This is a genomic window from Massilia hydrophila, from assembly GCF_020208145.1.
In the GTDB taxonomy this organism is placed as follows: Bacteria; Pseudomonadota; Gammaproteobacteria; order Burkholderiales; family Burkholderiaceae_D; genus Telluria; species Telluria hydrophila.
Genome location: NZ_JAHYBX010000003.1, coordinates 437,494 through 462,622, shown reverse-complemented (window position 1 = coordinate 462,622; position 25,129 = coordinate 437,494). Strand labels below are relative to the sequence as shown.

The 25,129-nt window shown below is 68.8% G+C and carries 22 protein-coding genes; 10 read left to right on the top strand and 12 right to left on the bottom strand.

Translation table 11 applies throughout. The features are described from left to right. Positions 1 to 8 precede the first annotated feature (8 nt). The 6 genes from LE190_RS11620 to LE190_RS11595 form a co-directional block, all read right to left on the bottom strand. Positions 9 to 2,702 (bottom strand): bifunctional diguanylate cyclase/phosphodiesterase, encoded by a 2,694-nt coding sequence (locus tag LE190_RS11620; RefSeq protein WP_225238834.1) that lies wholly within the window; start codon positions 2,700 to 2,702, stop codon positions 9 to 11. 3 nt (positions 2,703 to 2,705) lie between these two features. Then, the gene (locus LE190_RS11615) at positions 2,706 to 3,149 is read right to left on the bottom strand and encodes a type 2 periplasmic-binding domain-containing protein (protein ID WP_225238833.1); all 444 of its coding nucleotides are present in this window, start codon (positions 3,147 to 3,149) and stop codon (positions 2,706 to 2,708) included. Positions 3,150 to 3,157: 8 nt separating this feature from the next. Next, positions 3,158 to 4,453, bottom strand: a complete 1,296-nt coding sequence (locus LE190_RS11610) for a hypothetical protein (RefSeq protein ID WP_225238832.1) — start codon at positions 4,451 to 4,453, stop codon at positions 3,158 to 3,160. A 164-nt stretch (positions 4,454 to 4,617) separates the two neighbouring features. Then, entirely contained in the window at positions 4,618 to 5,124 is a 507-nt protein-coding gene (locus tag LE190_RS11605; RefSeq protein ID WP_225238831.1) for a YgjP-like metallopeptidase domain-containing protein, read from the bottom strand. Between the two features lie 140 nt (positions 5,125 to 5,264). Then, entirely contained in the window at positions 5,265 to 5,597 is a 333-nt protein-coding gene (locus LE190_RS11600) for a KGG domain-containing protein (RefSeq protein ID WP_225238830.1), read from the bottom strand. A 123-nt stretch (positions 5,598 to 5,720) separates the two neighbouring features. Then, positions 5,721 to 6,752, bottom strand: a complete 1,032-nt coding sequence (locus tag LE190_RS11595; protein WP_225238829.1) for an NADP-dependent oxidoreductase — start codon at positions 6,750 to 6,752, stop codon at positions 5,721 to 5,723. A gap of 116 nt (positions 6,753 to 6,868) precedes the next feature. Here LE190_RS11595 and LE190_RS11590 point away from each other — a divergent pair, with 116 nt between their 5' ends. Together LE190_RS11590 and LE190_RS11585 are read left to right on the top strand one after the other, a co-directional pair. Further along, a complete protein-coding gene (locus tag LE190_RS11590) occupies positions 6,869 to 7,411 on the top strand; it encodes a YaeQ family protein (RefSeq protein ID WP_225238828.1) in 543 nt (180 codons plus the stop codon). A gap of 34 nt (positions 7,412 to 7,445) precedes the next feature. Further along, the gene (locus tag LE190_RS11585; RefSeq protein WP_225238827.1) at positions 7,446 to 7,910 is read left to right on the top strand and encodes a copper chaperone PCu(A)C; all 465 of its coding nucleotides are present in this window, start codon (positions 7,446 to 7,448) and stop codon (positions 7,908 to 7,910) included. Between the two features lie 21 nt (positions 7,911 to 7,931). Here LE190_RS11585 and LE190_RS11580 read toward each other — a convergent pair whose 3' ends face one another. Beyond that, on the bottom strand, positions 7,932 to 8,705 hold the full coding sequence (locus LE190_RS11580; protein WP_225238826.1) for a head GIN domain-containing protein: 774 nt from the start codon (positions 8,703 to 8,705) through the stop codon (positions 7,932 to 7,934). 214 nt (positions 8,706 to 8,919) lie between these two features. Here LE190_RS11580 and LE190_RS11575 point away from each other — a divergent pair, with 214 nt between their 5' ends. From LE190_RS11575 to LE190_RS11560, 4 genes are all read left to right on the top strand, one after another. Beyond that, positions 8,920 to 9,393 carry a DMT family transporter gene (locus LE190_RS11575; RefSeq protein ID WP_224945762.1) on the top strand — a complete coding sequence of 158 codons (474 nt, stop codon included), beginning with the start codon at positions 8,920 to 8,922 and terminating at the stop codon, positions 9,391 to 9,393. A 100-nt stretch (positions 9,394 to 9,493) separates the two neighbouring features. Then, positions 9,494 to 10,615, top strand: a complete 1,122-nt coding sequence (locus LE190_RS11570) for a type IV pilus twitching motility protein PilT (protein WP_225238825.1) — start codon at positions 9,494 to 9,496, stop codon at positions 10,613 to 10,615. Next, on the top strand, positions 10,599 to 11,390 hold the full coding sequence (locus LE190_RS11565; protein WP_225238824.1) for a hypothetical protein: 792 nt from the start codon (positions 10,599 to 10,601) through the stop codon (positions 11,388 to 11,390). The genes LE190_RS11570 and LE190_RS11565 overlap by 17 nt, the downstream gene beginning before the upstream one ends. An 87-nt stretch (positions 11,391 to 11,477) precedes the next feature. Further along, positions 11,478 to 12,257, top strand: a complete 780-nt coding sequence (locus LE190_RS11560) for a DUF3108 domain-containing protein (RefSeq protein WP_225238823.1) — start codon at positions 11,478 to 11,480, stop codon at positions 12,255 to 12,257. 23 nt (positions 12,258 to 12,280) lie between these two features. On the opposite strand, the gene LE190_RS11555 is transcribed toward LE190_RS11560, so the two are convergent. Both LE190_RS11555 and LE190_RS11550 read right to left on the bottom strand, forming a co-directional pair. Then, complete coding sequence (locus tag LE190_RS11555; protein WP_225238822.1) at positions 12,281 to 13,564, bottom strand: c-type cytochrome; 1,284 nt, start codon at positions 13,562 to 13,564, stop codon at positions 12,281 to 12,283. Then, positions 13,561 to 14,271 (bottom strand): c-type cytochrome, encoded by a 711-nt coding sequence (locus LE190_RS11550; protein ID WP_225238821.1) that lies wholly within the window; start codon positions 14,269 to 14,271, stop codon positions 13,561 to 13,563. Before LE190_RS11550 ends, LE190_RS11555 begins: the two co-directional genes overlap by 4 nt. A 102-nt stretch (positions 14,272 to 14,373) precedes the next feature. On the opposite strand from LE190_RS11550, the gene LE190_RS11545 reads away from it, so the two are divergent. Continuing rightward, on the top strand, positions 14,374 to 15,111 hold the full coding sequence (locus LE190_RS11545; protein WP_225238820.1) for a class I SAM-dependent methyltransferase: 738 nt from the start codon (positions 14,374 to 14,376) through the stop codon (positions 15,109 to 15,111). Here the strand turns inward: LE190_RS11545 and LE190_RS11540 are convergent. Beyond that, positions 15,086 to 15,724, bottom strand: a complete 639-nt coding sequence (locus tag LE190_RS11540) for a 3'-5' exonuclease (RefSeq protein WP_225238819.1) — start codon at positions 15,722 to 15,724, stop codon at positions 15,086 to 15,088. The two genes, LE190_RS11545 and LE190_RS11540, sit on opposite strands and share 26 nt — an antisense overlap. Beyond that, positions 15,724 to 16,230, bottom strand: a complete 507-nt coding sequence (locus LE190_RS11535) for a ProQ/FINO family protein (protein WP_225238818.1) — start codon at positions 16,228 to 16,230, stop codon at positions 15,724 to 15,726. The genes LE190_RS11540 and LE190_RS11535 overlap by 1 nt, the downstream gene beginning before the upstream one ends. Before the next feature lie 574 nt (positions 16,231 to 16,804). Between LE190_RS11535 and rpoD the strand changes: the two genes are divergently transcribed. The 3 genes from rpoD to LE190_RS11520 all read left to right on the top strand — a co-directional run bounded on the left by rpoD (position 16,805) and on the right by LE190_RS11520 (position 22,101). Further along, entirely contained in the window at positions 16,805 to 19,528 is a 2,724-nt protein-coding gene (rpoD, locus tag LE190_RS11530) for an RNA polymerase sigma factor RpoD (RefSeq protein ID WP_225238817.1), read from the top strand. Between the two features lie 189 nt (positions 19,529 to 19,717). Further along, positions 19,718 to 20,491, top strand: a complete 774-nt coding sequence (locus LE190_RS11525; RefSeq protein ID WP_225238816.1) for a transporter — start codon at positions 19,718 to 19,720, stop codon at positions 20,489 to 20,491. A gap of 11 nt (positions 20,492 to 20,502) precedes the next feature. After that, entirely contained in the window at positions 20,503 to 22,101 is a 1,599-nt protein-coding gene (locus LE190_RS11520; protein WP_225238815.1) for a methyl-accepting chemotaxis protein, read from the top strand. Between the two features lie 79 nt (positions 22,102 to 22,180). On the opposite strand, the gene ppc is transcribed toward LE190_RS11520, so the two are convergent. Next, positions 22,181 to 25,027, bottom strand: coding sequence for a phosphoenolpyruvate carboxylase (gene ppc, locus LE190_RS11515; protein WP_225238814.1), 2,847 nt, complete (start codon positions 25,025 to 25,027; stop codon positions 22,181 to 22,183). Between the last annotated feature and the right edge of the window lie 102 nt (positions 25,028 to 25,129).

The following is a 25,129-nucleotide window of genomic DNA, read 5'->3' as shown; positions in this document are numbered from 1 at the left end:
GGATCGCCCTACCGCGCCAGCAGTGCCGCGATCTGCCCGGGCGGGACCGGACGGCTGAACAGGTAGCCTTGCATCTCGTCGCAGTCGTTGGCGCGCAGGAAGTCGCGTTGCTGCTCGGTCTCGACCCCTTCGGCAATGACCCGCAGATCCAGCTTGTGGCCCAGCGAGATGACGGCCATCGCAATGGCCTGGTCGTCGGGGTTGTGGGCCAGATCGCGGACGAAGCTCTTGTCGATTTTAAGCCTGCTGATCGGGAACGACTTGAGCGCCGACAGGCTTGAATAACCGGTACCGAAATCGTCGATCGACAGCGACACGCCCATCGCTTCCAGTTCGCGCATCGTCTCGACCGAGCGCGCCAGGTCGCGCATGATCGCGCTCTCGGTGACTTCGAGCTCCAGCGCCGCCGGCGCCAGCCCGCTGTCGCGCAGCGCGCCGGCGACGCGCTCGACCAGGCGCTTGTCCTCGAACTGGCGGGCCGACACGTTGACAGACACCGTCAGCGGCGGCAGCCCGGCGGCGTGCCAGGCCTGGGCCTGGGCGCAGGCGGTGCGCAGCACCCAGTCGCCCAGCGGGACCACCAGGCCGCTCTCCTCGGCCAGGCCGATGAAGCGCAGCGGCGAGATCAGGCCCTGTTCCGGATGCTGCCAGCGAATCAGGGCCTCGACCCCGAACAGGCGGCCGCTGCGCAGGTCGACCTTGGGCTGGTACAGCAGCTGGAACTGGCAGGCCGCCGGGTCCTGGCAGGCCGGATCGACGCAGGCCTCGAGCGCGCCGCGCAGGCCTTCGAGCAGCACCAGCTTCTCCTCGATGCTGGCGTTCATCTCGCTGGCATAGAACTGGAAGCTGTCCTTGTTTTCCTTGGCGCGGTACATGGCCGCGTCGGCATTCATCATGAGGGTATTGGCGTCCTGGCCATCGCGCGGGTAGAGCACCACGCCCATGCTGCAGCTGACCTGCACCTCCTGGCCCTCGACCTCGACCGGCTCGGTGACCGCCTGGCGCACCTTGTCCAGCAGCGGCGTGATGGCGCCCGGGTCGCCCGACAGGTCCGGCAGCAGGATCACGAATTCGTCGCCGCCGAAGCGCGCCAGGGTGTCGTTGCGGCGCAGGCAGCGGCCCATGCGTTCGCCGACGACCTTCAGCAGTTCGTCGCCCGCATTGTGGCCGAGGCCATCGTTGACCAGCTTGAAGCCGTCCAGGTCGATGAAGGCCAGGCCCACCGCATTGCCCTTGCGCTCGGCGTCGCGGATGGCCTGGCCGAGGCGGTCGCGCAGCAGGCTGCGGTTGGGCAGGCCGGTCAGGTCGTCATGGTGGGCCAGGTGGCGGATGCGCTCCTCGGTCTGCTTGCGCTCGGTGATGTCGCGCACGATCGCCACCACCCCCCCCTCGACCGGGACCACCTGGCGGTGCAGCCAGCGCTCAGGCGCGGCATCCATACGCGCCTGCCACTCGGCCTCGCGCGCCACCCCGTCAGTCGCCACGGCCGCCATGTCGTCGAAGATGTCGCGGCCGAACGCGGGGGGGAGCAGGGCCGACAGGCGCCGGCCCTGCATGCGTGTCTTGGCCAGGCCGGTGAGCTGCTCGGCGCGGGTGTTGGTGGTGTCGACCACGAAGTCGGCAACATGGCCGGCGACATCGTGTACGGTGCGCAGCACGAAGAAGGCGTCCAGGCTGGCCTCGGAGGCAGCGGCATAGGTTTCGTGTGCGCGGCGCTCGCGCCGGCGCGCCTTCGCCAGCTGCCACGACCAGGCGCTGACCAGGCCGACTACCAGCAGCAGCAGGGCGCTGCCGGCGCCCGCGCCCAGCAGCCAGGCGCGGCGCCGGTCGCGGCTGGCCGCCATCTGCTCGGACTCCGACAGGCCCACCACGGCCACCAGCGGGAAGGCGCCCAGCGGCCGTGCGCTGGCATAGCGCAGTTCGCCGTCGATGGCGCTGGTGTGCAGCGCCACGCTGTCCGCCTTGCCGAGAGTTACGCGCTGGCCCCAGCTCAGCGCCTCGCCGGTGCGCGCCGCGCGCACCACGCCATCGGTGCCGGCCACGCCCAGCAGGCCGCGCGCGCCCAGGCGCGTGCGCTCATAGGAACTGGTGAAATAGGCTGGATCAACCGCTACGCTGGCAACCCCTGCAAAGTGGCCGCCGGCGTCGTTGATGCGGCGCGTGAACACCACGTGCGGTTCGTGGCGGCCGATGGTTTCGCTGACGAAGGGAATGTCGCTTGCATGGCTGCGTTGCCACGTGAACCAGGCGCTGCGCGAGACGTCGGCCCCGCGCCGCGCGCGCGGATTACTGGCCAGCACGCGGCCGTCCGCGTCGATGATCGCGACCTGGAACACCAGGCCGGGCGGCAGCAGGCCCTTCGCGGCAAGCATGTCGAGCGCGGCGCCGGAGCCGTTCATCTCGACCGCGTACTGCAGCACGCGCAGGGTCTGGTCGATCGCACTCAGGCTGCGCGCCATCTGGGCTTCGTAGGTATCGACCAGCTCGCGCGTGGCGGCGCGGGCGGCCGCGTCCGCGGTCCGTTCCTCGGCGTCGATCATGTGCAGCGCGCCACCCCACAGCACTGCCATCAGGAACAGCGCGAACAGCGGCAGCGCGACATGGGTCTCGAGGCCGCGCCCGAGCCAGCGCACCAGGGCCGCGCGCCGCCGGTCGGGCGGCGGGACGGAAGCCAGGCTTGACGGCGGCGACAGGCTGCCCATCGCTCAGCGCAGCACCAGCACCGGACGCACGCTGGCGTCGAGCGCGGACCGGTCGATATAGCCGATCATCGCCGGGTTCTCGGCCACCAGGCGGCGCACGGCGGCGTTGTCGGACAGTTCGCGCGGCGGCTGGCCGCGTCCCGTAAACACCATCTTCGACCAGTGGGCCTTGAGCAGGGCGGGGGTCTTGCCGGTGACCTGGGAATAGAACTGGTTGCGTTCGTTCGACCCGAGGCGCTGGTCGAGCGCCACCACCTCGGCGCCGTCCGGGAAGCGGCCGGACTGGCCAAGGAAGATCGCGGCCACCTGGTCGCCCGACAGGGCCGGCAGCGGGTTGCGCGCCGAGACGATCACCACCAGTTCGGCGCGGGCGGCGCCCGCGGCCGCCAGCGCCAGCGCCAGCGCGGCCAGGGCACGCGTCTTCCCGAGACGGATGCGTTTCACCATGGCCGGCCTCAGAACACGAAGTCGAGTGCGACGCTGGCCACGTGCACCGCCTGGCCGGAACGGAATCCCGGCTGCTGGTTGATCAGGGTGCCGCGCGAGCCATCGGTGGGCCGGGCGCGGTCGTACTGCAGCTTGAGCGCGGCGCTGCTTGCCAGGTCCCAGCGCAGGCCCGCGCTGAAGCTCGACTGCACCGGAATCGTCGACAGGTAGACATTCAGGCCGGCGTTCAGGGCGGCGGCAGTTGGCTGCAGCTGCGGCGGCAGCGCGGCCAGCGGCAGTCCAGGATCGCGCGTGGCGCCATGCGCGCGCACCCGCGCAAGGCCAAGGTAGGGCGTGAGGCTGGCGATGCGGTAGCCGGCGCCGGCGTACATCATCGTGGTGCTGCCCAGCAGCGAGCGGGTATGGGCGCGCCCGGCCTCGGCGCTGACGAACCACTGGCCGGGGTCGTAGCTGAAGCCGGCGCTGAGCATGGAAACGCGCTTGTCGTCGATCGCAAAGCGCTCGGCCAGCGCGGCGCCGGGGGCACCAAAGGCGCGCAGCGGCGTGAACACTTCGGTGCCGATGCCGGCCGTCAGGCGCGCGCTGAGCGCGGACACGCGGGCGCTCAGCGCACCGTGCTCGATGCTGTGCGACAGGCCGGCGATCTTGCGCGCCTTCAGGCGCCGATCGTCATACAAACGGGTATCGGTGCGGCCGAAGAAGGCCTGGGTGGCGTGGCGGGTGGCGCCGGCGCCCCAGCGCCAGGTGGCGTCGACGCCGTCGCTGCTTGAGATCGGCAGCGCGCCATAGACCTCGACCGGCGGGCGTACCCAGGGCAGGGTGTAGCCGACCTTGCGGTAGTCGGCGGCCAGGAACACCGGCAGCGCGATACGCCCGGCGCGCAGCGCCAGGTCCGGCGTCGCCTGGTATTTGATGTTGGCCCATTCCACGTGCGGGCGGTAGCTGCCTTCCAGGTCCTGTTCGCTGAGCACCTGCAGCACAGCTGACCAGCGGCCCAGCGTCAGGTCGAGCTGGGCGCCCAGGCGGCTGTCGACGTCCGGGCTCCAGCGTTCGCTGGCACCGGCGCCGGTGGCGTGCAGCACAGTGGAACTGAAGTCGGCGCTGCGGGTGCTGGCGTGTACCGCGCCCACGGTGCCGAAGCCGGAGATTTTCCAGCGCGGCGCCGCCGGCGCGTCGGCGGACGCGGGGGATGCCTCCGCCGCGGCGGTGCCGGCCAGCGTCGCGGCCAGCAGGCCGCAGGCGATCCTGCCGGCGCGCAGGGTGGCCGGCGCCGGGTGCGCCAGGTAAGAAAACGGAGTGATCATGATGTCGGTTGCGGCTGCGATGGCCTGGAGAGCGTGGGCTGCCCGAGCGCGCGAGCATGCAGTCAAACTCTACCGAAGGCTCCTGACAAAGTCGAGATGTTTACACTAGGAAATAAGTCAATCTGACAATTTGTGTTGTTTGATGGCAACGAGCTTCATAGGGCTTACCACAGCCGCTCACCACCTAACTTGAGCCAAGTCAGGTAGAGCCTCATATCGAGCTCCAGCTGGTGGTAGTGCGGCTCCATCCAGCAGCACAACTGGTAGAAGGCCTTGTCGTGGTCTTTTTCCTTGAGGTGGGCTAGCTCGTGCACGGCGATCATGCGCAGGAAGGGCAGCGGGGTGTCCTTGAACACGCTGGCGATGCGGATCTCGTGCTTGGCCTTGAGGCGGCTGCCCTGTACCCGCGAGATCGCCGTATGCAGGCCCAGCGCATGCTGCACGACCTGGATCTTGCTGTCGAAAGCGATCCGCGACACGGTGCCGGCCTGGCGCAGGTAACGTTCCTTCAGCTCCTGCACATAGGCGTACAAGGCCTTGTCGGTGCGGATGCCGTGCGCGTCGGGGTAGCGCCGCAGCAGCACCGCGCCGAGCTGGCCGGCGTCGACCAGGGCGGCGGCCCGGGCACGCAGGGCGTCGGGATAGGCGGCCAGGTAGGGGAGGGGGTGCATGGGGCAGCAATGTAGCACGGCGCCGCCACATGTGCACGAGATGGGGCCGTGGCACCGCTCCCCAGGCGCGGCAGCCAGGTGCGCAGGCCGCGTTTGCCGCGCCGGCCGCCCGCCAGCCGGCCGGCCGGCGCGGTTCTCCTTCAGCTGTCCTTCTGCTTTCCTTCCGCTTCCTTTCCTCCCTGCCGGTTGCCGGCATTGCGTGCCGCGGCGGCCGCGCGCTGGGCCGACTGCCGGCTTTCGCCGCCCTTGCGCCCGATGTCGGCCATGTGCGCCCGGTTGCGGCTGACCGCCTCGCCGCCTTTCTGGCCGGCGCGGCGCGCTTCTTCCGAGTCGAACTCGTGCGCCGTGCCCTTCTGGTGCGCCGCCTGCCCGCCCTTGCTGGCGATCTCGCGCTGCTGGTTCTGGTCCATCGCCGCGAAACCGCGCTTGGCGGGTACCTGGCCGCCCTTGCCGTTCTCTTTGCTTGTCGCCATGTCGCTCTCCTTGTGTGCCCTGGATATCGAAACGAGCGCGTATGGCTGCGCTCGTGCCGTTTAGAGAGGAGGCTGAAGCGTTAGTTCCTTCGCCGGGAACGGCCGTCCTGGTGCCGGCCGGTTTCAGGCTTCGGCCACCTTGAGTACCAGCTTGCCCAGGTTCCTGCCCTCGAACAGCATCAGGAGCGCCTCGGGGAAGCGCTCGAAGCCTTCGGTGACGTATTCGATGCTCTTGACGCTACCCTCCTGCATCCATTGCGCCAGCGTGGCCACGCCTTCGGCATAGCGCGGCGCATAGTCGAACACCACCATGCCTTCCATGCGTGCGCGGTTCACCAGCAGCGACAGGTAGTTGGCGGGCCCCTTGACCTGGCTGGTGGCGTTGTACTGCGAGATCGCGCCGCAGATCACGATGCGCGCCTTCATGTTGATGCGGGTGAGGACCGCGTCCAGGATGTCGCCGCCGACGTTGTCGAAATAGACGTCCACGCCCTGCGGGCAGTGTTCCTTCAGGCCGGCGTGTACCGGACCGGCCTTGTAGTCGATGCAGGCGTCGAAGCCGAGCTGCTCGACCACGAAGCGGCACTTGTCCTCGCCGCCGGCGATGCCGACCACGCGGCAGCCCATCTTCTTTGCTACCTGGCCGACCGTCATGCCGACCGCGCCGGCCGCACCCGAGACCACCACCGTCTCGCCGGCCTTCGGCTGGCCCACTTCGCGCAGGCCGAAGAAGGCGGTCATGCCGGGCATGCCGAGGGTATTGAGCCAGGCCGTGGGCGGCGCCAGCGCGGGGTCGATCCTGGTGAAGGCGGCGGTCTTGTCGTCGGCCGGACCCGACCAGTAGCGCTGCACGCCGGTGCCGCCGACCACGTAGTCGCCTTCCTGGAAGCGCGGCGACTTCGAGGCCACGACGATGCCCAGCCCGCCGGCGCGCATGACTTCTCCGATCGCCACCGGGCGGATGTAGGACTTGCCCTCGTTCATCCAGCCACGCATGGCCGGGTCGAGCGACAGGTACAGCACCTTGACCACGATGCCGCCGTCCTGCGCCTCGGCGACGGCTTCTTCGTGGAACTGCCAGTCTTCGTGGCGCGGCATGCCGAGCGGACGGGCGGCGAGGCGGAACTGCTGGTTCGGGGGAAATGCGTTGGTCATCCTTGGTCTCCGTGGGTTTCTTGGCAACGAGACTATACCGCCTCTTGTCCATGCAGGCAGGACGCGTGCGACAATAGCGGGCTATCCACCACCCGCACCCTTACCCGCATTCATCTATGGCTCTCAAGGCAACCATCTACAAGGCCGACCTGTCGATCGCCGACATGGACCGCAACTACTACGGCGACCATGCCCTGACCATCGCCCGCCACCCCTCCGAGACCGAGGAGCGGGTGATGATCCGCGTACTGGCCTTCGCGCTGCATGCGGATCCGGCGCTGGCCTTTACCAAGGACCTGTTCGACGTCGAGGAACCGGCCATGTGGCAGAAGGACCTGACCGGCGCCATCGATCTGTGGCTCGAGGTCGGCCAGCCGGACGAGAAGCGCCTGCTGAAGGCGGCCGGGCGCTCGGAGCGGGTACTGGTGTACAGCTACAGCGCCACCAGCGACATCTGGTTCAAGGGCATCGCCAACAAGATCGAGCGCGCCAGGAACGTGGGTGTGGTCAACATCCCGAACGAGGCCAGCGTCCAGCTGGAGAAGATGGCCAAGCGCAACATGCAGCTGCAATGCACGATCCAGGACGGCCAGGTGTGGCTGACCGACGGCGTCGATACCGTGCTGGTCGAGCGCCAGACCCTGCGCGGCGCGCCCTGAGCCGCGCGCCCCGATTCGGACTATAATCGGCGCCATGAAAACGCCCCTCCTTGCCCTGATCGCCGGCGGCCTGCTGGCCGTTTCCTCCCTTGTCCACGCCCAGGTGAGCGTTACCGAGCCGTGGATCCGCGCCACCGTGCCGGCCCAGAAAGTGACCGGCGCGTTCATGCGCGTGCAGTCCGCTGCGCCGGCGCGCCTGGTCGGCGTGCAATCCAGCGTGGCCGGCCGCGCCGAGCTGCACGAGATGGCGATGGAAGGCCAGACCATGCGCATGCGCCGGGTCGACGCGATCGCCCTGCCGGCCGGGAAGCCGGTCGACCTGGCCAGCGGCGGCTACCACATCATGCTGATGGATCTGCAGCGCCAGGTAAAGGAAGGCGAGCGCGTCGACCTGACCTTGCAGGTGGAAGACGCGGCCGGCAAGCGCCAGGACGTGAAGCTCAGCGTGCCGGTCAGGCCGCTCGGCTACAGCGCCAGCGCCGGCCACCAGGGCCACTAGGAACCACCGGGGCCGCCCGGCTTACTGCGGCGCCGCGGCGATCCGGCGCGCATCCCCCGATCCGACCACCGACTTGCTGACGCGCGGGTCGCCGTAGTAATTGACGTCGCCCGATCCGGCGATGGTCATGTTCAGCTCGTTGCGCGCCCACACGGTCGCCTCGCCCGAACCGGCCACGCTGATGCTCGCGCTATCCGACTGCACCCGGCCCATGTCGACCGTGCCGGAACCGCCGATCGACACCGACAGCTTGCGCGCGCTGCCGCCGCCGGCCTTGAAGTCGCCGCTGCCGCCCAGGGTCACGGCCACCGCGTCGCTGTCGAGCTTGTGCACATGGATCTCGCCCGAGCCGCCCAGGTCGATGTTCAGGCGCGGCGCGCGCAGGCTGTCGGCGTCGATCGAACCGGACCCGCCCAGCGCCAGGCGCTCGATCTGGCGCGCCTGCACCACTACCTTCAGGTTCCTGGTGCGCAGGTTCATGTTGCGCTTCGTGGGGCGGATCTTCAGCGTACCGTTCTCGACGACGGTCTCGACCAGCGGCAGCAGGTTGTCATCGGCCTCGATGGTTACGCCTTCGCTGTCGCCCAGGCGCAGTTCCAGCTTGCCCGGCATCTCGAAGGCGAGGCCGTTGAAGTGCGCGACCTGGCGTGCCTGGCGCTTGACGGTCCCGCTACCCTGCACCTGTTCGCCGCCGAAAGGCCAGCCGCCGGCCGCGGCCGGCACCATGGCGCAGGCGAGGGCGGCGGCCAGGGCGGCCGGCAGGGCCAGGGTGCGCAGGAAGGAAGGGGTGCTCATGGTGGTCTCCTCGTGGTGTTGTCGATGGCCGCATCCTAGGCCCAGACGGCGTCCGGCGCACGCCGGATGCGACGGACTGCCGGGTCGCCGCACCAGAATGCAGGCTGGCGGGACAGGCTGCCGGCCCGGGATGGGCGGCACATGGCTATCCGGAACGCCCGGATTGCACTAGAATCGTGCGCTTTTTGCCCGGTTCCTGCCGGTGGAGAGCGCAATGAACCTGATTTTCCTGATGATGGCCTTCTGTGTCGGCATGGCCATGTCGATCCAGGCCGCCGTGAACACCCAGCTGGCCGCCTCGATCGGCGCCAATTCCGTGGTCGCCGCCCTGGTGTCCTTTGCCTGCGGCACCATCGTGCTGGCCGGCGTCGCCCTCTCGCGCGGCGGCCTCGGCCCCACCTTCGCGGCCCTGGCCACCCAGCCGGCCTGGAAGTTCGCCGGCGGCTTCCTGGGAGCGGCCTTCGTATTCGGCACCGTGTTCCTGGCACCCCGCATCGGACTGCTGAGCCTGATCGTGCTGGTGATCGCCGGCCAGCTGCTCACCTCGATGGCGATCGACCACTTCGGCCTGATCAACATGGCGGTACGCAAGGTGTCGAACGTGCGGATGCTGGGCGCGGCCGTGGTGGCGCTGGGCGTGGCCATCACCCTGTTCGGCGACCGCATCGTTGCGGGTTTCGGACGCTGAATGGCAAACTGAACATTTTTATTTCAGTTTTGCAATTTTTGGGAAAGGCATGGTTCTATAATGGCCGGCACCGTTTAACCATTTTTTACGTGCCGGCCAGATGGAATACCACCAGTCCTCGCAGATTCCCACCCTGTCCTACATCGAGAACGAAGACCACCCGGTATTCGGGACCCTGGTCGAGCAGATCCTGCACCTGCTGAATTCGCGCCTGGTGTTCTCGGACATCATCATCCACCAGAACAGCCCGCTGATGCTGCGCCAGCCGAAGGGCCTGGTGGCGGTGACCGATTCGCCGATCACCCGCGAAGAGCTGGAAGAGTTCTTCGACGTCATCGAGCCCAACTGGTCCGAGCGCATCGCGCTGCGCGCTTTCGACCGCTCGATCGACCTGCACACCGCGCGCATCCGCGCCAACTGCTTCAGCTTCCAGGGCAGGAAGCGCCTGGGCTGCGTGATCCGGCGCTTCCCGAAGGAGCCACTGGCGCTGGCGGAACTGGGCCTGTGGCCGGACGAGCAGGAGTTCGCGCGCCTGACGAGCGGGCTGGTGCTGGTGATCGGCGACACCTGCCAGGGCAAGTCGACCACCATCGCCTCGATCATCGATGAGATCAACAGGCAGCGTTCGGGCCACATCATCACCATTGAGGACCCGGTCGAGACCTTGATCCCGCAGCGCAAGTGCATCGTCACCCAGCGCGAAGTGGGCGAGGACGCGGACGTGGCCAGCTATTACCTGGGCGCGCTGGACGCGCTGCGCGAGCGCCCGGACGTGATCGTGATCGGCGAGATCCGCGACGCCGAGACGGCGCAGGAAGCCCTGGCCCTGGCCGAATCCGGCCCGCTGGTGCTGGCCACGCTGCATGCGCGCTCCACCGAACTTGGGCTGCAGAAGATGCTGCGCCTGCTGGGCAATTCGGAAGCCCAGGCCCAAGCGCTGGCGCACGCGCTGCGCGGGGTGCTGTGCCAGGCCTTGCTGCCGTCGCGCGAGGACAACCGCTACTACCTCGCCACCGAATGCCTGACCCCCAGCCCGGCCGTGATGCGCATGCTGGAGGCGGGCGACGTGGGCGCCATCCGCGCCCACATGAACCTGGGGCGCGATCCGGGTTGCCACACCATGAACGCGGCGCTCGAGCGCCTGCTGGCCGCGCATAAAGTGCGGGTCGAGGATGCGCGCAACGCGACGACCGACCGGATCGGCTTTGCCGACATGGTGTAGCGCCGCGCTCCTGCTGGCAGCCTGCCTGCTGGCCGCCTGCAAGGAGCGCGAATCGCCCACGCAGTCGATGGAGCGCAAGCTGCGCACCCATGCGGCGTGCCGCCAGCCGGCCGGCGAGGATGTTATTTACACCACGGCGGCCGGCTTCCGGTTCGCGGTGCCGGCGTGGACCGACGTGTCGGCTTTCGAAACCACCTATAACGCGCGCTGCGAGGTGGAATCGATGATCCTGGACTTCGCCTGGATCGATGGGCGCCTGCTGCCCATTCCGCACGAGCCGAAGGACCGGAGCCGGGCCGGCATCGCCTGGCCAGAGCGCTACGATACGCTCAGGCTCGCCCTGAGCTTCAGGCCGCCCGCGATGGACGCCGCGCCCTACCGGCCTTATACCTGCGCGGCGAAGACGCCGGTCCATCATTACCCGGAACTGGGCTTGCGAATGTGCCCGCAGTGGGCGCAGGCCAAGCCGGAGGCGCCGGTGCTGGCTTTCTGGCCGCGCTTCGAGATCGTGGACGACAGCGAATACGTCACCTCGTTCAGCTGCGGGGACCGTGATTTCGTCGGCCATCCGGTGGCGCAGCTGCCCGACGTCGAGGTCGCGTATTCCTGCCGCGGCTACTGGCGCTGGCGGCCGGGCGCGCATGCGATGTTCGACTTCGGACCGGGCAAGGTGCTGCGCAAGTCGGCCAGCGTGATGCGCGCCGCGCGCGCCACGCTCGATGGCTGGATCGTGACGGCGCCGGCGCCGGCGCAGGGCAGGAGCCACGGCGGCTGAGCTGTGCTGGCATGCATATCCATTTCTTGTTGCCATGCCAAGCGGCGCTGGCCGATACTCTGCGCTCCTGTCCGAAGTGGAGTCTTCATGCGTCGTCCTGCCCTGGCCCTCGTGGCCATCTTCCTTGCCAGCCTGTCCCTGTCGTCCCGGGCCGCCGTCGAGCAGCTCGAGGTCGGCAAGCCCTTGCCGCGCTTCGGCCTGCTCAAGCCGGGCACCCACCATTACCTGCGCTTCATGCGTACTCCGGCCGCCGGGTCGGAAGGGACGAAGAACCAGCCGATCGACATCTGGACCCGCGAGATCCGCTTCGAGGAACGTGGCGGCAAGCGCCTGATGCGCGTGGTGCAGCGCTGGGACGGCGTGTGGCCGGCACTGTCCACGCGCACGCTCGACTCCTGGTTCGAGCCGGAAAGCTTCCGGCCGCTGACCCACGAGCGCATCAGCGAGCGCGATGGCAAGCGCCTGGTCGAAGGCTTCGTGTTCGCGCCCGAGCGCATTACCGGCATGCGCGAGCTGGCCGACAATGCGCACAAGGACCTGGTCGTGGCCTCGAACGAGCCCACCTACAACTTCGAGACCGACATCGAATTCCTGCAGGCGCTGCCGCTGGCGGAGGACTACGATGCGCGCATCAACTTCTACCATCCGGGCGGCCCGTCGGCGCCGCAGCGCTACCGCTTCCGCGTGACCGGCTCGGCCACCATCGCCGGTCCTGCCGGACCGGTCGAGTGCTGGGTGGTGAAGACCGACTACAACCGTCCTGGCAGCGAATCGACCTTCTGGTTCGCCAAGGGCAGCCAGCTGATGCTGCGTCAGGAAAGCTCGATGCCGGACGGGCGGGTGATGGTCAAGACCCTGATCGACTAGGCGCGTCCCGCAGCCGTGCTACTTCAGTCGAGCGGCACGCTGCGGTAGCGGTTCACTTCCGGCGCCGCCACCGGCGCCGCCGCGTTGCCCCAGCTGGCGCGCACATAGGTCAGCAGTGCCGCGACCTGGGTGTCGTCCAGCTCGTGGCCGAAGGGCGGCATGCCGTAGGGACGCGGGTTGCCCGCGGTGCCGGGCGGGAAGCCGCCGTGGAGCACGGTGCGGATCGCGTTCACGGCCGGGGTCAGCGTCACCGCGCGGTTGCCGGCCAGCGGCGGATAGGCGGGCGCCTTGCCCTTGCCGTCCTCGCCGTGGCAAGCCGCGCAGTGGGCCGCGTACAGGCGGCGTCCCTCCGCCAGCAGCGGTTCGGGGGCGTGCGCGCCGCTGTCCGGCGGCGTGGCACCGGTGGACGGCAGCGCCTGCAGGTAGGTGGCCATTGCCTCCAGGTCGGCGCGCGCCAGGTGCTGCAGGCTGCGCGCCACCACTTCGGCCATCGGCCCGGTCGCCGAGCCGCGCGGCGACACGCCGGTCTGGAGCAGTGCCACGATGTGCTCCTTGTTCCAATCGCCCAGTCCCGCTTCGCCGCTCGCGGTGAGCGAAGGCGCGTACCAGCCGATGGTCGGCATCAGGCCGCCCGACAGGGTGTCGCCAGTCGCGCCGAGACGGTTGCGCGTGCTGTGGCATGCGCTGCAGTGGCCCAGCCCCTCGACCAGGTAGGCGCCGCGGTTCCACTCCTGCCCGCGCGCCGCTTGCGGCTTGAAGGTGGCCGGCTTGAAGTAGAGCAGGCGCCAGCCGGCCAGCATCGCTTGCTGGTCGTAGGGGAAGTCGAGTTCGTGCGGCTTGTTCGCCTGGCGCTGCGGCGCCAGGCTGCGGAAGTAGGCGTAGAGCGCGTCCGAATCCGGGCGCGTGACCCTGGTGTAGTTTGTGTAGGGGAAGGCCGGGTAGAGCAGGCGGCCGTCGCGCGACTTGCCGTTGTGCAGGGCGTTCCAGAAGTCGTCGGCCGACCAGCGGCCGATGCCGGTCTCCGGGTCCGGCGTCAGGTTCGGGCCGTACAGGCGACCGAAGGGCGTGTCGAGCGCGCGCCCGCCGGCATACTCGGCGCCGCCGCGCGCCGTGTGGCAGGCCACGCAGTCGCCGGCCCGGGCGAGGTAGGCGCCGCGCGCGATGTTGTCGGGCGTGGCGGCCCAGGCGGCGGGCGAACCCGCCGGGATGAATTCCTCGCGCGGCCAAGCGATGGAGACCGCGGCGACGGCGACGGCGGCGACGGCCGCCGCCGCGGCAAGGGATGCGAGCAGGGCGAGGCGCTTCATGGCTGTTCCGGGGCGCTGCCGCAGGCCAGGGGCAGGGGCCGCGCGATGCCGGCGGCGGGACGCGGGTCGGCCGGCAGCGGCTGCGCCGCGAGCCAGCCCGAGACGGCGTTCACTTCGTCCAGGCCGAGGCGCGCCGTGATCGCGGCCATGCAGTCGGGCGCATGGGCACGGCGGGTACCGTTGCGCCAGGCCCCGAACTGGGCGTTGACGTAGTCGCGCGGCAGGCCGAGCAGGCCAGGGATGGCCGGCTCGACCCCGGTCAGGCGCTGGCCGTGGCAGGCCACGCAGGCCGGGATGCCGCGCGCGCGGTCGCCCTGCAGCACGAGCTGGCGGCCGCGCTCCAGCTGCGAGACAGCCATGCCGGTCGCTTCGGCGGCATGCGGCGCCGGCGCCTGGCTGGCGAAGTGGCCGGCGATCTCGCGCAGGTAGGCGTCGGGCAGGTGTTCGACCAGGTAGGTCATGAGCGGATACTGGCGCCGTCCGGCGCGGAAGTTCTGCAGCTGGTTGTAAAGGTAGCCGGCCGGCTTGCCCTGCAGGCGCGGGAAGTAGGCGTCGTTGACCGGATTGCCGCGCGCGTCCACGCGCGCATGGCAGGAAGTGCAGGCCAGCAGGCGCTGGGCCAGCGTGTCCGGAACGGCCTGGGGCGCGGCATGGCTGGCAGCGGCGCAGAGCAGCAGGACGGCGGACAGCACGGAGCGAAGATGCATGGACGAACCCGGCAGTGGCAATGCCGGAATGATAACGCGGAAGCGGTGTCCGGTGGCAGTGCCTTGCTATAATCCCCATTCTTTAAACCGGCGGGAAGCAGGATGGGTGTCAGTTACACGGAAGGGGTATTCAGGGACCGCAATCCGGTCAAGCGCTGGCTCCAGCAGCAGCGCCTGCACAGCGCGCTCGGCTTCGCGCGCCAGGACCGGGAAGCGGTGCGCCGCGTGATCGACTTCGGCGCCGGCAGCGGGGAACTGTGCAAGTACCTGGTGCAGGCCTACCCGAACGCCAGCATCGTCTGCTACGAGCCCTGCTCGGACCTGCTGGAAGAAGCCCGGATCGAGCTGGCCGGCCTGCCGCGGGTCGAATTCCATGCGTCCTTCGACGGCATCGCGCCAGCACAGGCCGACCTGCTGTTCTGCCTCGAAGTCTTCGAGCACATCCCGCTGTCGATGCGCGCCCGTTCGCTGGCCGAGGTCGGCGCGCTCCTGGCGGAGGATGCCGAAGCCGTGTTCGGGGTGCCGGTCGAAGTGGGACTGCCGGCGCTGTACAAGGGCCTGTTTCGCATGAGCCGGCGCTACGGCGCCTACGACGCCCGTCCGAAGCACGTGCTGATGGCGACCCTCGGCATGCCGCCGCAGGACCGGCCGGTGGGCCGCCTGCCGCCCGACGTCGAGGTGCACAACGAGCACATGGGGTTCGACCACCGGACCTTCCGGCGCGCGCTGGCGCAGGAATTCAGCTTGGCAAAGGCCAGCGCCAGCCCGTTCCCGTTGCTGGGAACGGCGCTGTGCCCGGAAGCCTATTTCGTGGTCAGGAAGCGCGCCGCGGCCGGCTAGCGGCGTCGGCCGGCGGATTGGCGCGCCAGTAGCGGTACAGGCGCAGCGCCACGTGGGCGTCGTCGGCCGCATACAGCACCTGCTTGTCGCTCAGCCGGGGCAGGGCCCAGTTGGTGGTGGTGATGCGGCGCGACTTCTGCAGCTGCTGGCCGAAGAAGCGCGCGACTGCCGTCTTGGCGCCGAGTGAGTTGCGCTCGCCGCGGCGGCGCATCGCGGTGGCCAGGTCGAGCACGTTGCGGGCCTCGATCCCGAGCTTGGCGCGCAGGCGCTTCAGGTCGTCCACCAGGCCGAAGCCCACTTTCAGGATGGATTCCGATTCGAGCACCGGTTTGAGCACCTCGAGCGCGGTCTGGGCGCTGGCCGCGCTGCCGATCTGGAACAGGTAGGCCAGTTCGTCGGTGGCAAGCTGCACCAGGTGCGGGCCGGTCGAGACTTCACCCTTGGCGAAGGTGGGCTTGGATTCGGTGTCGAAGCCGATCACGTCGGCCTGCGCCAGCGCCGCCAGCGCCGCGGCGGCCTCGGCCGGGGTACGCACCAGGCGCACGTCGGCCAGGCGGATGCCGTCGTAAGGGGGCAGGGACGCGTCCGGGTCGGCGGCGCTCGGTTCTGCCATCAGCTGCGCGAGAACTTGGCGGCGAGGGCGTTCAGCTTTTCCTGGCGCTGGCGGCTGGCCTCTTCGGCAGCGGCGGCGTCGCGCTCGGCCTTCTTGCGCTCGGCTTCCTTCTTGAAGCGCTGCTGCAGCTGTTCTTTCGCGTGCTGGCGATGGGTGTCGGTCACTTCGGCGCCCGGGGTACCGTCGAGGTCGAAGCGCTGCTTCGCCTTTTCCATCGCGCGCAGGTAGCGCATCGAGCCGGTGTGGATGCCGAGCGCGGCGCGCATGGTCTTGCGGTCGAGGCCGGGCATGCGCGCCAGCAGCTGCTTGTCGATGCCGATCGCCAGCGGCAGGCAGTCGCGGAAGGCAGGGAATTCCTGCTGGAGCTGCTTGAGCAGGGCGCGCGCCGACGGTGCCGGCGTGCCGGCGGCCACCGGGGCTGGCGCAGCCGCGGGCGGCGCCTCCGGCGTCGTGGCAGTGCTGGATGCGGATTGGTCGGCGGTCTCGGCAGCGGTAGTGGTATTCATTGACTTCATTGTAAGAGCGGGAAAGCGAAGGATAGCACGACGCCCGGACGCCAGTGCGGGGCGTATTGTACTTGTTTCATTGATCTTGATACCAAGCCGCAGGGAAACCGTGCGCACGTCATGGCCGCGGCCATGAAATCCTGCCTGAAATCGTGTATGATCCGCCTCTTGCCTTGCGCACGGCGAAGTCGTCGCGGGCCAGGGGAGGAATGCTCATATTCGATATGGTGATATCCCATATGGGATATTTCAATTATCACCGATTCTTGCAATACGGCATAATATCGCCTTCCTTCTGTTCCCTGAACATGAGATGCAAGCCCGTTTCACGCGACGGGCTTTTTTTCGTTCCGACATGTACACCGTGATTTCGACCATCGTCCATTCTTCGCCAGCTTTCCGCTCCCTCCCCGAGACCGTGGGCGGCGCCGTGCAATGGATGCTTGAAGTCCGCGTGTCCGCCCTCAGGTAGGGCCACTTCCGCTTCCCGAAACCCACGCCCGGATCCGCACGCGGATCCTGCCGACATTGATTCTCAGACGCGCCGCGCGCCTCGACTGGAGAGAGCTTCACTATGAAAAACACCGCCAAGACACTGACACTGACCGCCAAGAAAACGCCCGCCAAGGCTTCGGCACAGCTGGCAGTGCCGAAAACCGCGACGTCCTACTTCCTCGAGACGGAAGCGGCCGCCAAGGTGACGGTGGTGAAGACCCGCTCGCGCCTGGCCGCGGCCAAGGCCGCCTCGCTGGCGGATGCGGCGAACGATACCGTGGCGGAAGCGCCGGCGGCCGAGGCGGTGGAAGCGGCGGCGCCCGTGTCCGAACCTGTCGCGCAGGCAGTGCCTGCAGTGGCCGAGCCGGCCGCCGAGGCCCCTGTCGTTGCCCCGGTGCCGAAGGCCGCGGCCCCCGCCGCCGAGCCGGCGCCCTTCGAGGACTACACGGCCGCCGCGCCGAACGCCGCCGCGACCGTGGTGGTCAAGAAGCGCGGCTCGAAGCTGGCCGCCCTGAAGGCCACCGTGGCCGCCGACGCGCCGCAGGCCGAAGTGGCCGCCGCCCCGGCCGTTCCTGTCGCGCCGCTTGCCGCCGCCGAGGAAGCGTCGGCGCCGAAAGTGGTGCGCACCCGCACCCGCCGCACCGATGCGGCCGCCGCCTCCGCCCCGCCCGCAGCGCCGAGCGCCGTGGGCGCCGTCAGCGCCACCACCGACGCCGCCGCGCTGGCCGCGATCGATACCTCGGGCTACCTGCTGCCGCAAGTGAAGGTTCCGGGCCGCCGCGGCCGCAAGCCAAGCGAGTTCGTGCCGGAAAACGACGAAGTCGCGGCGCTCAACACCATCGAGCGCGCCGAACTGAAGGCGGCGTCCAAGCTGCGCGAGCGCAAGGCCAAGGGCCTGGCCGGCATGCTGGGCGGCGACAGCGGCTTCTCGGAAGCGGAACTGGAAAAGCGCCGCCAGCAGATCAAGAACCTGATCAACCTGGGCAAGGAGCGCGGCTACCTGACCCATGCCCAGATCAACGACCAGCTGCCGGAAAACATCGTCGATCCGGAGGCGATCGAAGGCATCATCGCAACCTTCAACGACATGGGCATCGCGATCTACGAGCGCGCCCCGGAAGCGGAAATGATGCTGTTGTCGGATAACGTGCCGACCGCGACCAGCGACGACGAAGTGGAAGCGGCCGCCGCCACAGCGCTGTCGACCGTCGACTCCGATTTCGGCCGCACCACCGATCCGGTGCGCATGTACATGCGCGAGATGGGCGCGGTGTCGCTTCTCACCCGCGAAGGCGAGATCGAGATCGCCAAGCGCATCGAGGACGGCCTGAAGGACATGGTGCAGGCGATCTCGGCCTGCCCGACCACGATCTCGGAAATCATCGCGCTGTCGCACAAGATCGCGTCCGACGAGATGAAGATCGACGACGTGGTGGACGGCTTCGTCGACCTGAACGATGCTGCCCCTGCGCCCGCCGCGGCGCCGGCACGCGCCAGCGACGACGAGGAAGAGGAAGAGGAAGTCGAGGAAGAGGAAGAAGACGGCGCCGTCGGCGGCGGCGCGGCCGGCTACTCGACCGAGCAGCTGGCCCAGCTGCGCAAGAGCGCGCTGGAGAAGTTCGCCCTGATCGAGAAGCAGTTCGACCGCATGGGCCATGCCTTCAAGACGGCCGGCTACGGGTCAAGCGAGTACGAGGAAGCCCAGGCCATCATCTCGAACGAGCTGCTGGGCATCCGGTTCACCGCCAAGATCGTGGAAAAGCTGTGCGACACCCTGCGCGGCCAGATGGACGAAGTGCGTTCGATCGAGCGCGCCGTGCTGGACATCTGCGTGAACCGCTGCGGCATGCCGCGCGCCCACTTCATCAAGGTCTTCCCGGGCAACGAGACCGACCTGCAATGGGGCGACCGCGAAGTCGACTGCGCCTACCCGTACAGTGCGGTATTGAGCCGTAACCTCCCGGCGATCAAGGAACTGCAACAGCGCATGATCGACCTGCAGGCGCGCGTGGCGCTGCCGCTGGCCGACCTGCGCCGCATCAACAAGCAGATGGCGGCGGGCGAGAAGCGCGCGCGCCAGGCCAAGCGTGAAATGACGGTGGCCAACCTGCGCCTGGTGATCTCGATCGCCAAGAAATACATCAACCGCGGGCTGCAGTTCCTCGACCTGATCCAGGAAGGCAATATCGGCCTGCTGAAGGCGGTGGACAAGTTCGAGTACCGCCGCGGTTATAAATTCTCGACCTACGCGACCTGGTGGATCCGCCAGGCCATCACGCGCTCGATCGCGGACATGGCCCGGACCATCCGCGTGCCGGTGCACATGATCGAAACGATCAACAAGATGAACCGCATCTCGCGCCAGATCATGCAGGAAACCGGCACCGAGCCGGACCTGCCGACCCTGGCTGCCAAGATGGAAATGCCAGAGAACAAGGTTCGCGAGATCATGAAGATCGCGAAGGAACCGATTTCGATGGAAACCCCGATGGGCGAGGACGGCGATTCGCAGCTGGGCGACTTCATCGAGGACAACACCACCCTGGCCCCGCTGGACGCGGCGCTGCACGCCTCGATGCGCAACGTGATCAAGGAAGTGCTGGATTCGCTGACCCCGCGCGAAGCCAAGGTGCTGCGCATGCGCTATGGCGTCGAGATGTCGAACGACCACACGCTGGAAGAAGTCGGCAAGCAGTTCGACGTGACCCGCGAGCGCATCCGCCAGATCGAAGCCAAGGCCATGAGCAAGTTGCGCCAGCCTTCGCGTTCGGACAAGCTCAAGACCTTCCTGCACAACCAGTAATTTTTACCAGTTGGTAAAAAATGCCGCCCGGCCCGCGCCCGGCGGCATTTTTATTACCCGATGCGGCAGAGCAACAACACTTTCTTAGCAGAATTGCATTGATGTAAAACTAATGTATTGACTGTGGATTCGTAGACAGAAGAATATGCAGCACGGCAGCTCGTGCCGCATCGATCTTTTTACCTATCCATGCAGCCACTCCTTCTCGCGGCGCTTCTCCTGTGCGCCACTTCCCCCGCCCATTCCCAGGACACGATCGCCACCGACCGCCCCGACTTCGTCGAGTCGAGCAATGTGGTTGGCAACGGCCGGCTGCAGGTCGAGACCAGCGTGCTGTTCGAACGCGACCGCCAGGGGCCGGTCCGCGCACGCAGCCTGGCCACGCCGACCCTGCTGCGCTACGGCATCGGCGACAGCCTCGAACTGCGTCTCGAAACCGACGGCCGCGTCGATGCGCGCCTGTCCGCCCCGGGCCTGCGCGAGCGCGAGCGCGGCTATGCCGATACCGCGCTCGGGCTGAAGTGGCATGCGCTCGATGCCGCCGGTGCCATGCCCTCGGTCGGGGTGCTGCTGCATGCCGACCTCGACAGCGGCTCGCGCGCATTCCGCGGCCAGGGCCTGCGTCCTTCGCTGCGCGTGGTAGGGGAGTGGGAACCCGATGACGGCTATTCGCTCGGCCTGATGCCCGGCATCGGCGTGGAACGCGACGAAGGCGGACGCTACCGCTACGGCATCCTCGGCGTCGTGCTCGGCAAGTCCTTCGGCGAGCGCCTGCGCGGCTTCGCCGAAGTGGCGCTGCCGCAGATCGCGCGCAGCGCGCATGGCGGCACCCAGGCCAGCTTCGACCTCGGCGGCGCCTACCTGCTCTCGAGCACGGTGCAGCTCGATGCGATGCTGTCGCGCGGCCTGAACAGCCGTACGCCCGACCTGGCGCTGACCATCGGCCTCTCCTTCAAACGCTGACCCGGTATGCCATGAAACTGAGCATCAAGCACCAGCTGCGCCTTTCCTACCTCGTCACCTTGCTGTTCTGCGGCGCCGTCGGCCTGATCGGCGTGTTCTCGATCGGCGCGCTCGACCGCGCGATGGATGCGATCAGCGTCAACGGCAGCGCGCTGCGCCACCAGATGCAGGCCGACATGATGCACGACGCGCTGCGCGCCGACGTGCTGGCGGCGCTGGCGGCCGCCAGCCCCGAGGAGCACGAGGCCGCGCGCCGCGACACCGCCGAGCACGTGGCCAGCTTCCGGCGCACCCTGGCAGCACTGGACGGCGCCCTCACTCGGGCCGTGCTCAGGGACGCGGCGGCACGGGTCCGTCCGCGCGCCGAGGCCTACCTGGCCAGCGCCGCCAGGCTGGTGGCGCTGGCCGCCAGCGACCAGGCCGCCGCGCGCCAGGCCTTCGGCGGCTTCATGGACGATTTCCGCAAGCTGGAAGCGGGAATGGCCGAAGTGAGTGAATTGATCGAAAAGGATTCGGAAGCCACCCGCGCCGCCGGCGATGCCGTGGTCGACGCGTCGCACGTGAAGATCGGGCTGGTGGCGCTGGTGGCGATGCTCGCGACCTTCGTGATGGGCAATGTCCTGATAGCGGGCATCGTGCGTGCGCTGGAACAGGCGATCGCCTTCGCCGACCGCATCGCCGCCGGCGACCTGGGCACCGGGGAAGGGGCGTCCGCCGCCACGCAAGGCCGCACCGAGACGGCGCGCCTGGGCCGCGCGCTCGAGACCATGCGCGCCAACCTGCACCGCATCGTCAGCGCGGTGCGCGACGGTACCGATTCGATCGGCACCGCCTCGCAGGAAATCGCGGCCGGCAACCTCGACCTGTCGCGCCGCACCGAGAACCAGGCCGGCTCGCTGGAAGAGACCGCTTCTTCGATGGAGGAGCTGACCGCTACCGTGCGCCAGAATGCCGAGCATGCGCGCCAGGCCAGCCAGCTGGCCGCCAGCGCCAACGAGGTCGCGCTGCGCGGCGGCGCGGTGGTGAGCCAGGTGGTGCAGACCATGGGCGCGATCGACGCCGCCTCGCGCCGCATCGGCGACATCATCGGGGTGATCGACGGCATCGCCTTCCAGACTAATATCCTGGCCCTGAATGCGGCCGTGGAAGCGGCGCGCGCCGGCGAGCAGGGACGCGGCTTCGCGGTCGTAGCCAGCGAGGTGCGCGCGCTGGCACAGCGTACGAATGCGGCTGCCAAGGAGATCAAGGGGCTGGTCGACAGCACCGCCGGCACGGTGGGGGAGGGCAACCGCCTGGTCGGCCAGGCCGGCGGTACGATGGAAGAAGTGGTGGCCAGCGTGCAGCGCGTCAGCGCGATCATGGCCGAGATCAGCGCCGCGTCGCGCGAGCAGGAGGCGGGTATCGGCCAGGTCAACCAGGCCGTGGTCGAGATCGACGCCGCCACCCAGCAGAACGCGGCCCTGGTGGAACAAGCCTCGGCCGCCGCCAGTGCGCTGGAGGAGCAGGCGGCGCGCCTGGCCAGCCTGGTCGGGGTATTCAGCCTGGCGGAGGGCGGCCAGGCCGGACGCGCCGGCCAGGCGGGCGCGGCGCGCCCGCTTGCGCTGCAGTAGGCATCCCGGCCGGCGCCGCAGGTTGTAGGGCGGGCCTGTCAGGGAAGCGGCATTCACCCGGCAAGGTCCGCCGCGCCGCTCAGCCGGTGTTGCGCAGGCCCGCCGCGACCCCGTTGATCGACAGGTGGATCCCCCGGTGCACGCGTGGATCCACGTTCTCGCCCAGCTTGCGGCGGCGGTGGATCAGCTCCACCTGCAGGTGGTTGAGCGGGTCGAGGTAGGCGAAACGGTTCTGGATCGAGCGCGCCAGCAGCGGGTTGCCGGCCAGCCGCTCGCCCACCCCGGTCACCGCTTCCAGGCAGCGCAGGGTTTCGCCATGCTCGGCCGTGATGCGGCTGAAGATCCGTTCGCGCAGCGCCGCATCCGCCACCAGGCCGGCATAGCGCGAGGCGATCGCCAGGTCGGTCTTGGCCAGCACCATGTCCATGTTCGACAGCAGGGCCGCGAAGAAGGGCCAGTCGCGGTGCATCTCGCGCAGCAGGGCCAGGCGCTCCTCGCGCCCGTCCGCTCCGGCCTCGTCCAGCCAGCCGCCGACGGCGCTGCCGAAACCGTACCAGCCCGGCAGCAGCAGGCGGCACTGGCCCCACGAGAAGCCCCAGGGAATCGCGCGCAGGTCTTCGATGCGGCGGGTCGACTTGCGCGAGGCGGGGCGCGAGCCGAGGTTCAGTTCCGCGATCTCGGCGATCGGGGTGGCGCTGAAGAAGTAGTCGGTGAAGCCCGGGGTCTCGTAGACCAGCTTGCGGTAGGCGCGATAGGCGCGCGCCGACAGTTCGGCCATCACGGCTTCGAAGCGGGCCAGGCGGCCGCCCGCTTCGCCTGCGGCGTTCGCGGCGCCGGCGCTGGCCGGGCGCCGTCCCAGGCTCGCTTCCAGCGTCGCCGCCACCAGCAGCTCCAGGTTGCGCCGGCCGATCTCCGGATTGGAGAACTTCGAGGCGATGATCTCGCCCTGTTCGGTCAGGCGGATCTGGCCGTTGACGGTGCCCGGGGGCTGGGCCAGGATCGCGTCGTAGCTCGGGCCGCCGCCGCGGCCGACGGTGCCGCCGCGGCCGTGGAACAGGCGCAGCTTGACGCCGCGCGCGGCGAACACGTCCACCAGCTTCAGCTCGGCCTGGTACAGCTCCCAGTTCGAGGTGAGGAAGCCGCCATCCTTGTTCGAGTCCGAGTAGCCGAGCATGACTTCCTGCAGCCGGCCCTGGCGCTCGACGATGCCGGCCACCAGCGGGAGCGCCATCCATTCGTCCATGATGGCGCTGGCGCGCTGCAGGTCGGGAATGGTCTCGAACAGCGGAATCACCATCGCGTCGCAGCTGCCGGAAGACACCTGCAGCAGGCCGGTCTCCTTTTGCAGCAGCAGCACTTCGAGCAGGTCGGACACGGTCTCGGTGTGCGAGATGATGTAATTGCGGATCGCGCGGCTGCCGTAGCGCTGGCGGATCTCGCGCGCGGTGCGCAGGATCGCCAGTTCCGAGTTGGTCTCGTCGGAATAGTGTTCGAACGGCGAGTACAGGGGCCGCGGCTGGGCCAGTTCGGCCAGCAGCAGGGCGCGCTTGGCGTCCTCGTCCAGGCCTGCATAGTCGCGCTCGGTGCCGGCGCGCGCGAACAGCTCGGCCAGCACGCGCTCGTGCACGTCCGAGCTCTGGCGCATGTCGAGCGAGGCCAGGTGGAAGCCGAAGATGCGCGCCGCGCGGGTCAGGCCGGACAGGCGCGGTTCGATCAGCGCCGCGCCGTGGTTGGCGCGCAGCGAATCGACCAGTACGTCGAGGTCGGCCGCGAAGTCGCGCGCCTCGTGGTAGGGCGGCGCTTCGCCGACTTCCTTGCGCAGGATGTGGTCCACGCCCAGCACGCGCGCGGTGGCGGCCAGGCGCGCGTAGATGCCGATCAGCGCGCGGCGGTACGGTTCGTCGCTGCGGTGCGGGGAATGGTCGACCGAGGCGTCGGCCAGGGCCTGCATCTCGGGCGTCACCGGCACCATCAGGGTCGAGCTGGACAGCTCGGCGCCCAGCGCATGCACTTCTTCCAGGTAGAAGTCGATGATGGTGGTGGACTGCCGTACCAGCGCATGGCGCATGGTGTCGGCATTGACGTTCGGGTTGCCGTCGCGGTCGCCGCCGATCCAGCTGCCCATCTGCAGGAAGCGCGCTTCGCCCAGCTGCGGCTGGCGGCCGTAGCAGGCCGCGATCTCGTCCTCGATGTCGTCGTACAGGCCGGGGAGCTCGCGCAGGAAGGTGATGCGGTAGTAGGACAGCGCGTTGTCGATCTCGTCGGCCACGGTCAGCTTCGAGTAGCGCAGCATGCGGGTCTGCCACAGCGTGGCCACGCGCGCCTGCAGCAGCTGGGTGTTGCGCTGCAACTCCTTCGGCGTCAGGCCACGGTCGCGCTCGGCCAGCAGGCGCGCGATGTCGTGCTCGGCGTCGAGGATGCTCTTGCGCTGCACTTCGGTCGGGTGGGCCGTGAGCACGGGCGAGATCAGGGCCTCGCGGAAGAATCCCTCGACCTCGTCCTGCTCCACGCCGGCCGCGCGCAGCTGGCCCAGGGCGTGGGCCACGCTGCCGCGGCGCGGCGGCGCGCCGCGCATCAGGTGGGTGCGGCGGCGGCGGATGTGGTGCTGGTCCTCGGCGATGTTGGCCAGGTGCGAGAAATACGAAAAGGCGCGCACCACCGAGATGGTCTGGTCGCGCGTCAGGCGGTGCAGCAGGGTGGTGAGCTCTTCGCCGGCCACCGGGTCGGCGTCGCGGCGGAAACGCACGGCGGTCTGGCGTACCGTCTCGACCACGTCGAACACGGCTTCGCCTTCGTGCTCGCGCAGCACGTCGCCGAGCAGGCGGCCGAGCAGGCGGATGTCTTCTTTCAGCGGCGCGTCCTTGTCCGGCGAAGGCTGGGAAGCGTCGGGTACGGCAAGCTTGGAGGATGAGGCTGGATTTTCCATATGGACCACAAGTTAAATTGTTGGGCATGGCCGATGGGCCATCGTCTGCGAGAGGGCCCATGCTAAAATTTGTGATCTTATGCAAGGGCCGTTACCGGCATC

Bases quoted from the DNA above. Each gene is read 5' to 3' on its own strand.
- LE190_RS11620 (WP_225238834.1), bottom strand. From the start codon at position 2,702: ATGGGCAGCCTGTCGCCGCCGTCAAGCCTGGCTTCCGTCCCGCCGCCC.
- LE190_RS11615 (WP_225238833.1), bottom strand. From the start codon at position 3,149: ATGGTGAAACGCATCCGTCTCGGGAAGACGCGTGCCCTGGCCGCGCTG.
- LE190_RS11610 (WP_225238832.1), bottom strand. From the start codon at position 4,453: ATGATCACTCCGTTTTCTTACCTGGCGCACCCGGCGCCGGCCACCCTG.
- LE190_RS11605 (WP_225238831.1), bottom strand. From the start codon at position 5,124: ATGCACCCCCTCCCCTACCTGGCCGCCTATCCCGACGCCCTGCGTGCC.
- LE190_RS11600 (WP_225238830.1), bottom strand. From the start codon at position 5,597: ATGGCGACAAGCAAAGAGAACGGCAAGGGCGGCCAGGTACCCGCCAAG.
- LE190_RS11595 (WP_225238829.1), bottom strand. From the start codon at position 6,752: ATGACCAACGCATTTCCCCCGAACCAGCAGTTCCGCCTCGCCGCCCGT.
- LE190_RS11590 (WP_225238828.1), top strand. From the start codon at position 6,869: ATGGCTCTCAAGGCAACCATCTACAAGGCCGACCTGTCGATCGCCGAC.
- LE190_RS11585 (WP_225238827.1), top strand. From the start codon at position 7,446: ATGAAAACGCCCCTCCTTGCCCTGATCGCCGGCGGCCTGCTGGCCGTT.
- LE190_RS11580 (WP_225238826.1), bottom strand. From the start codon at position 8,705: ATGAGCACCCCTTCCTTCCTGCGCACCCTGGCCCTGCCGGCCGCCCTG.
- LE190_RS11575 (WP_224945762.1), top strand. From the start codon at position 8,920: ATGAACCTGATTTTCCTGATGATGGCCTTCTGTGTCGGCATGGCCATG.
- LE190_RS11570 (WP_225238825.1), top strand. From the start codon at position 9,494: ATGGAATACCACCAGTCCTCGCAGATTCCCACCCTGTCCTACATCGAG.
- LE190_RS11560 (WP_225238823.1), top strand. From the start codon at position 11,478: ATGCGTCGTCCTGCCCTGGCCCTCGTGGCCATCTTCCTTGCCAGCCTG.
- LE190_RS11555 (WP_225238822.1), bottom strand. From the start codon at position 13,564: ATGAAGCGCCTCGCCCTGCTCGCATCCCTTGCCGCGGCGGCGGCCGTC.
- LE190_RS11550 (WP_225238821.1), bottom strand. From the start codon at position 14,271: ATGCATCTTCGCTCCGTGCTGTCCGCCGTCCTGCTGCTCTGCGCCGCT.
- LE190_RS11545 (WP_225238820.1), top strand. From the start codon at position 14,374: ATGGGTGTCAGTTACACGGAAGGGGTATTCAGGGACCGCAATCCGGTC.
- LE190_RS11540 (WP_225238819.1), bottom strand. From the start codon at position 15,724: ATGGCAGAACCGAGCGCCGCCGACCCGGACGCGTCCCTGCCCCCTTAC.
- LE190_RS11535 (WP_225238818.1), bottom strand. From the start codon at position 16,230: ATGAATACCACTACCGCTGCCGAGACCGCCGACCAATCCGCATCCAGC.
- rpoD (WP_225238817.1), top strand. From the start codon at position 16,805: ATGAAAAACACCGCCAAGACACTGACACTGACCGCCAAGAAAACGCCC.
- LE190_RS11525 (WP_225238816.1), top strand. From the start codon at position 19,718: ATGCAGCCACTCCTTCTCGCGGCGCTTCTCCTGTGCGCCACTTCCCCC.
- LE190_RS11520 (WP_225238815.1), top strand. From the start codon at position 20,503: ATGAAACTGAGCATCAAGCACCAGCTGCGCCTTTCCTACCTCGTCACC.
- ppc (WP_225238814.1), bottom strand. From the start codon at position 25,027: ATGGAAAATCCAGCCTCATCCTCCAAGCTTGCCGTACCCGACGCTTCC.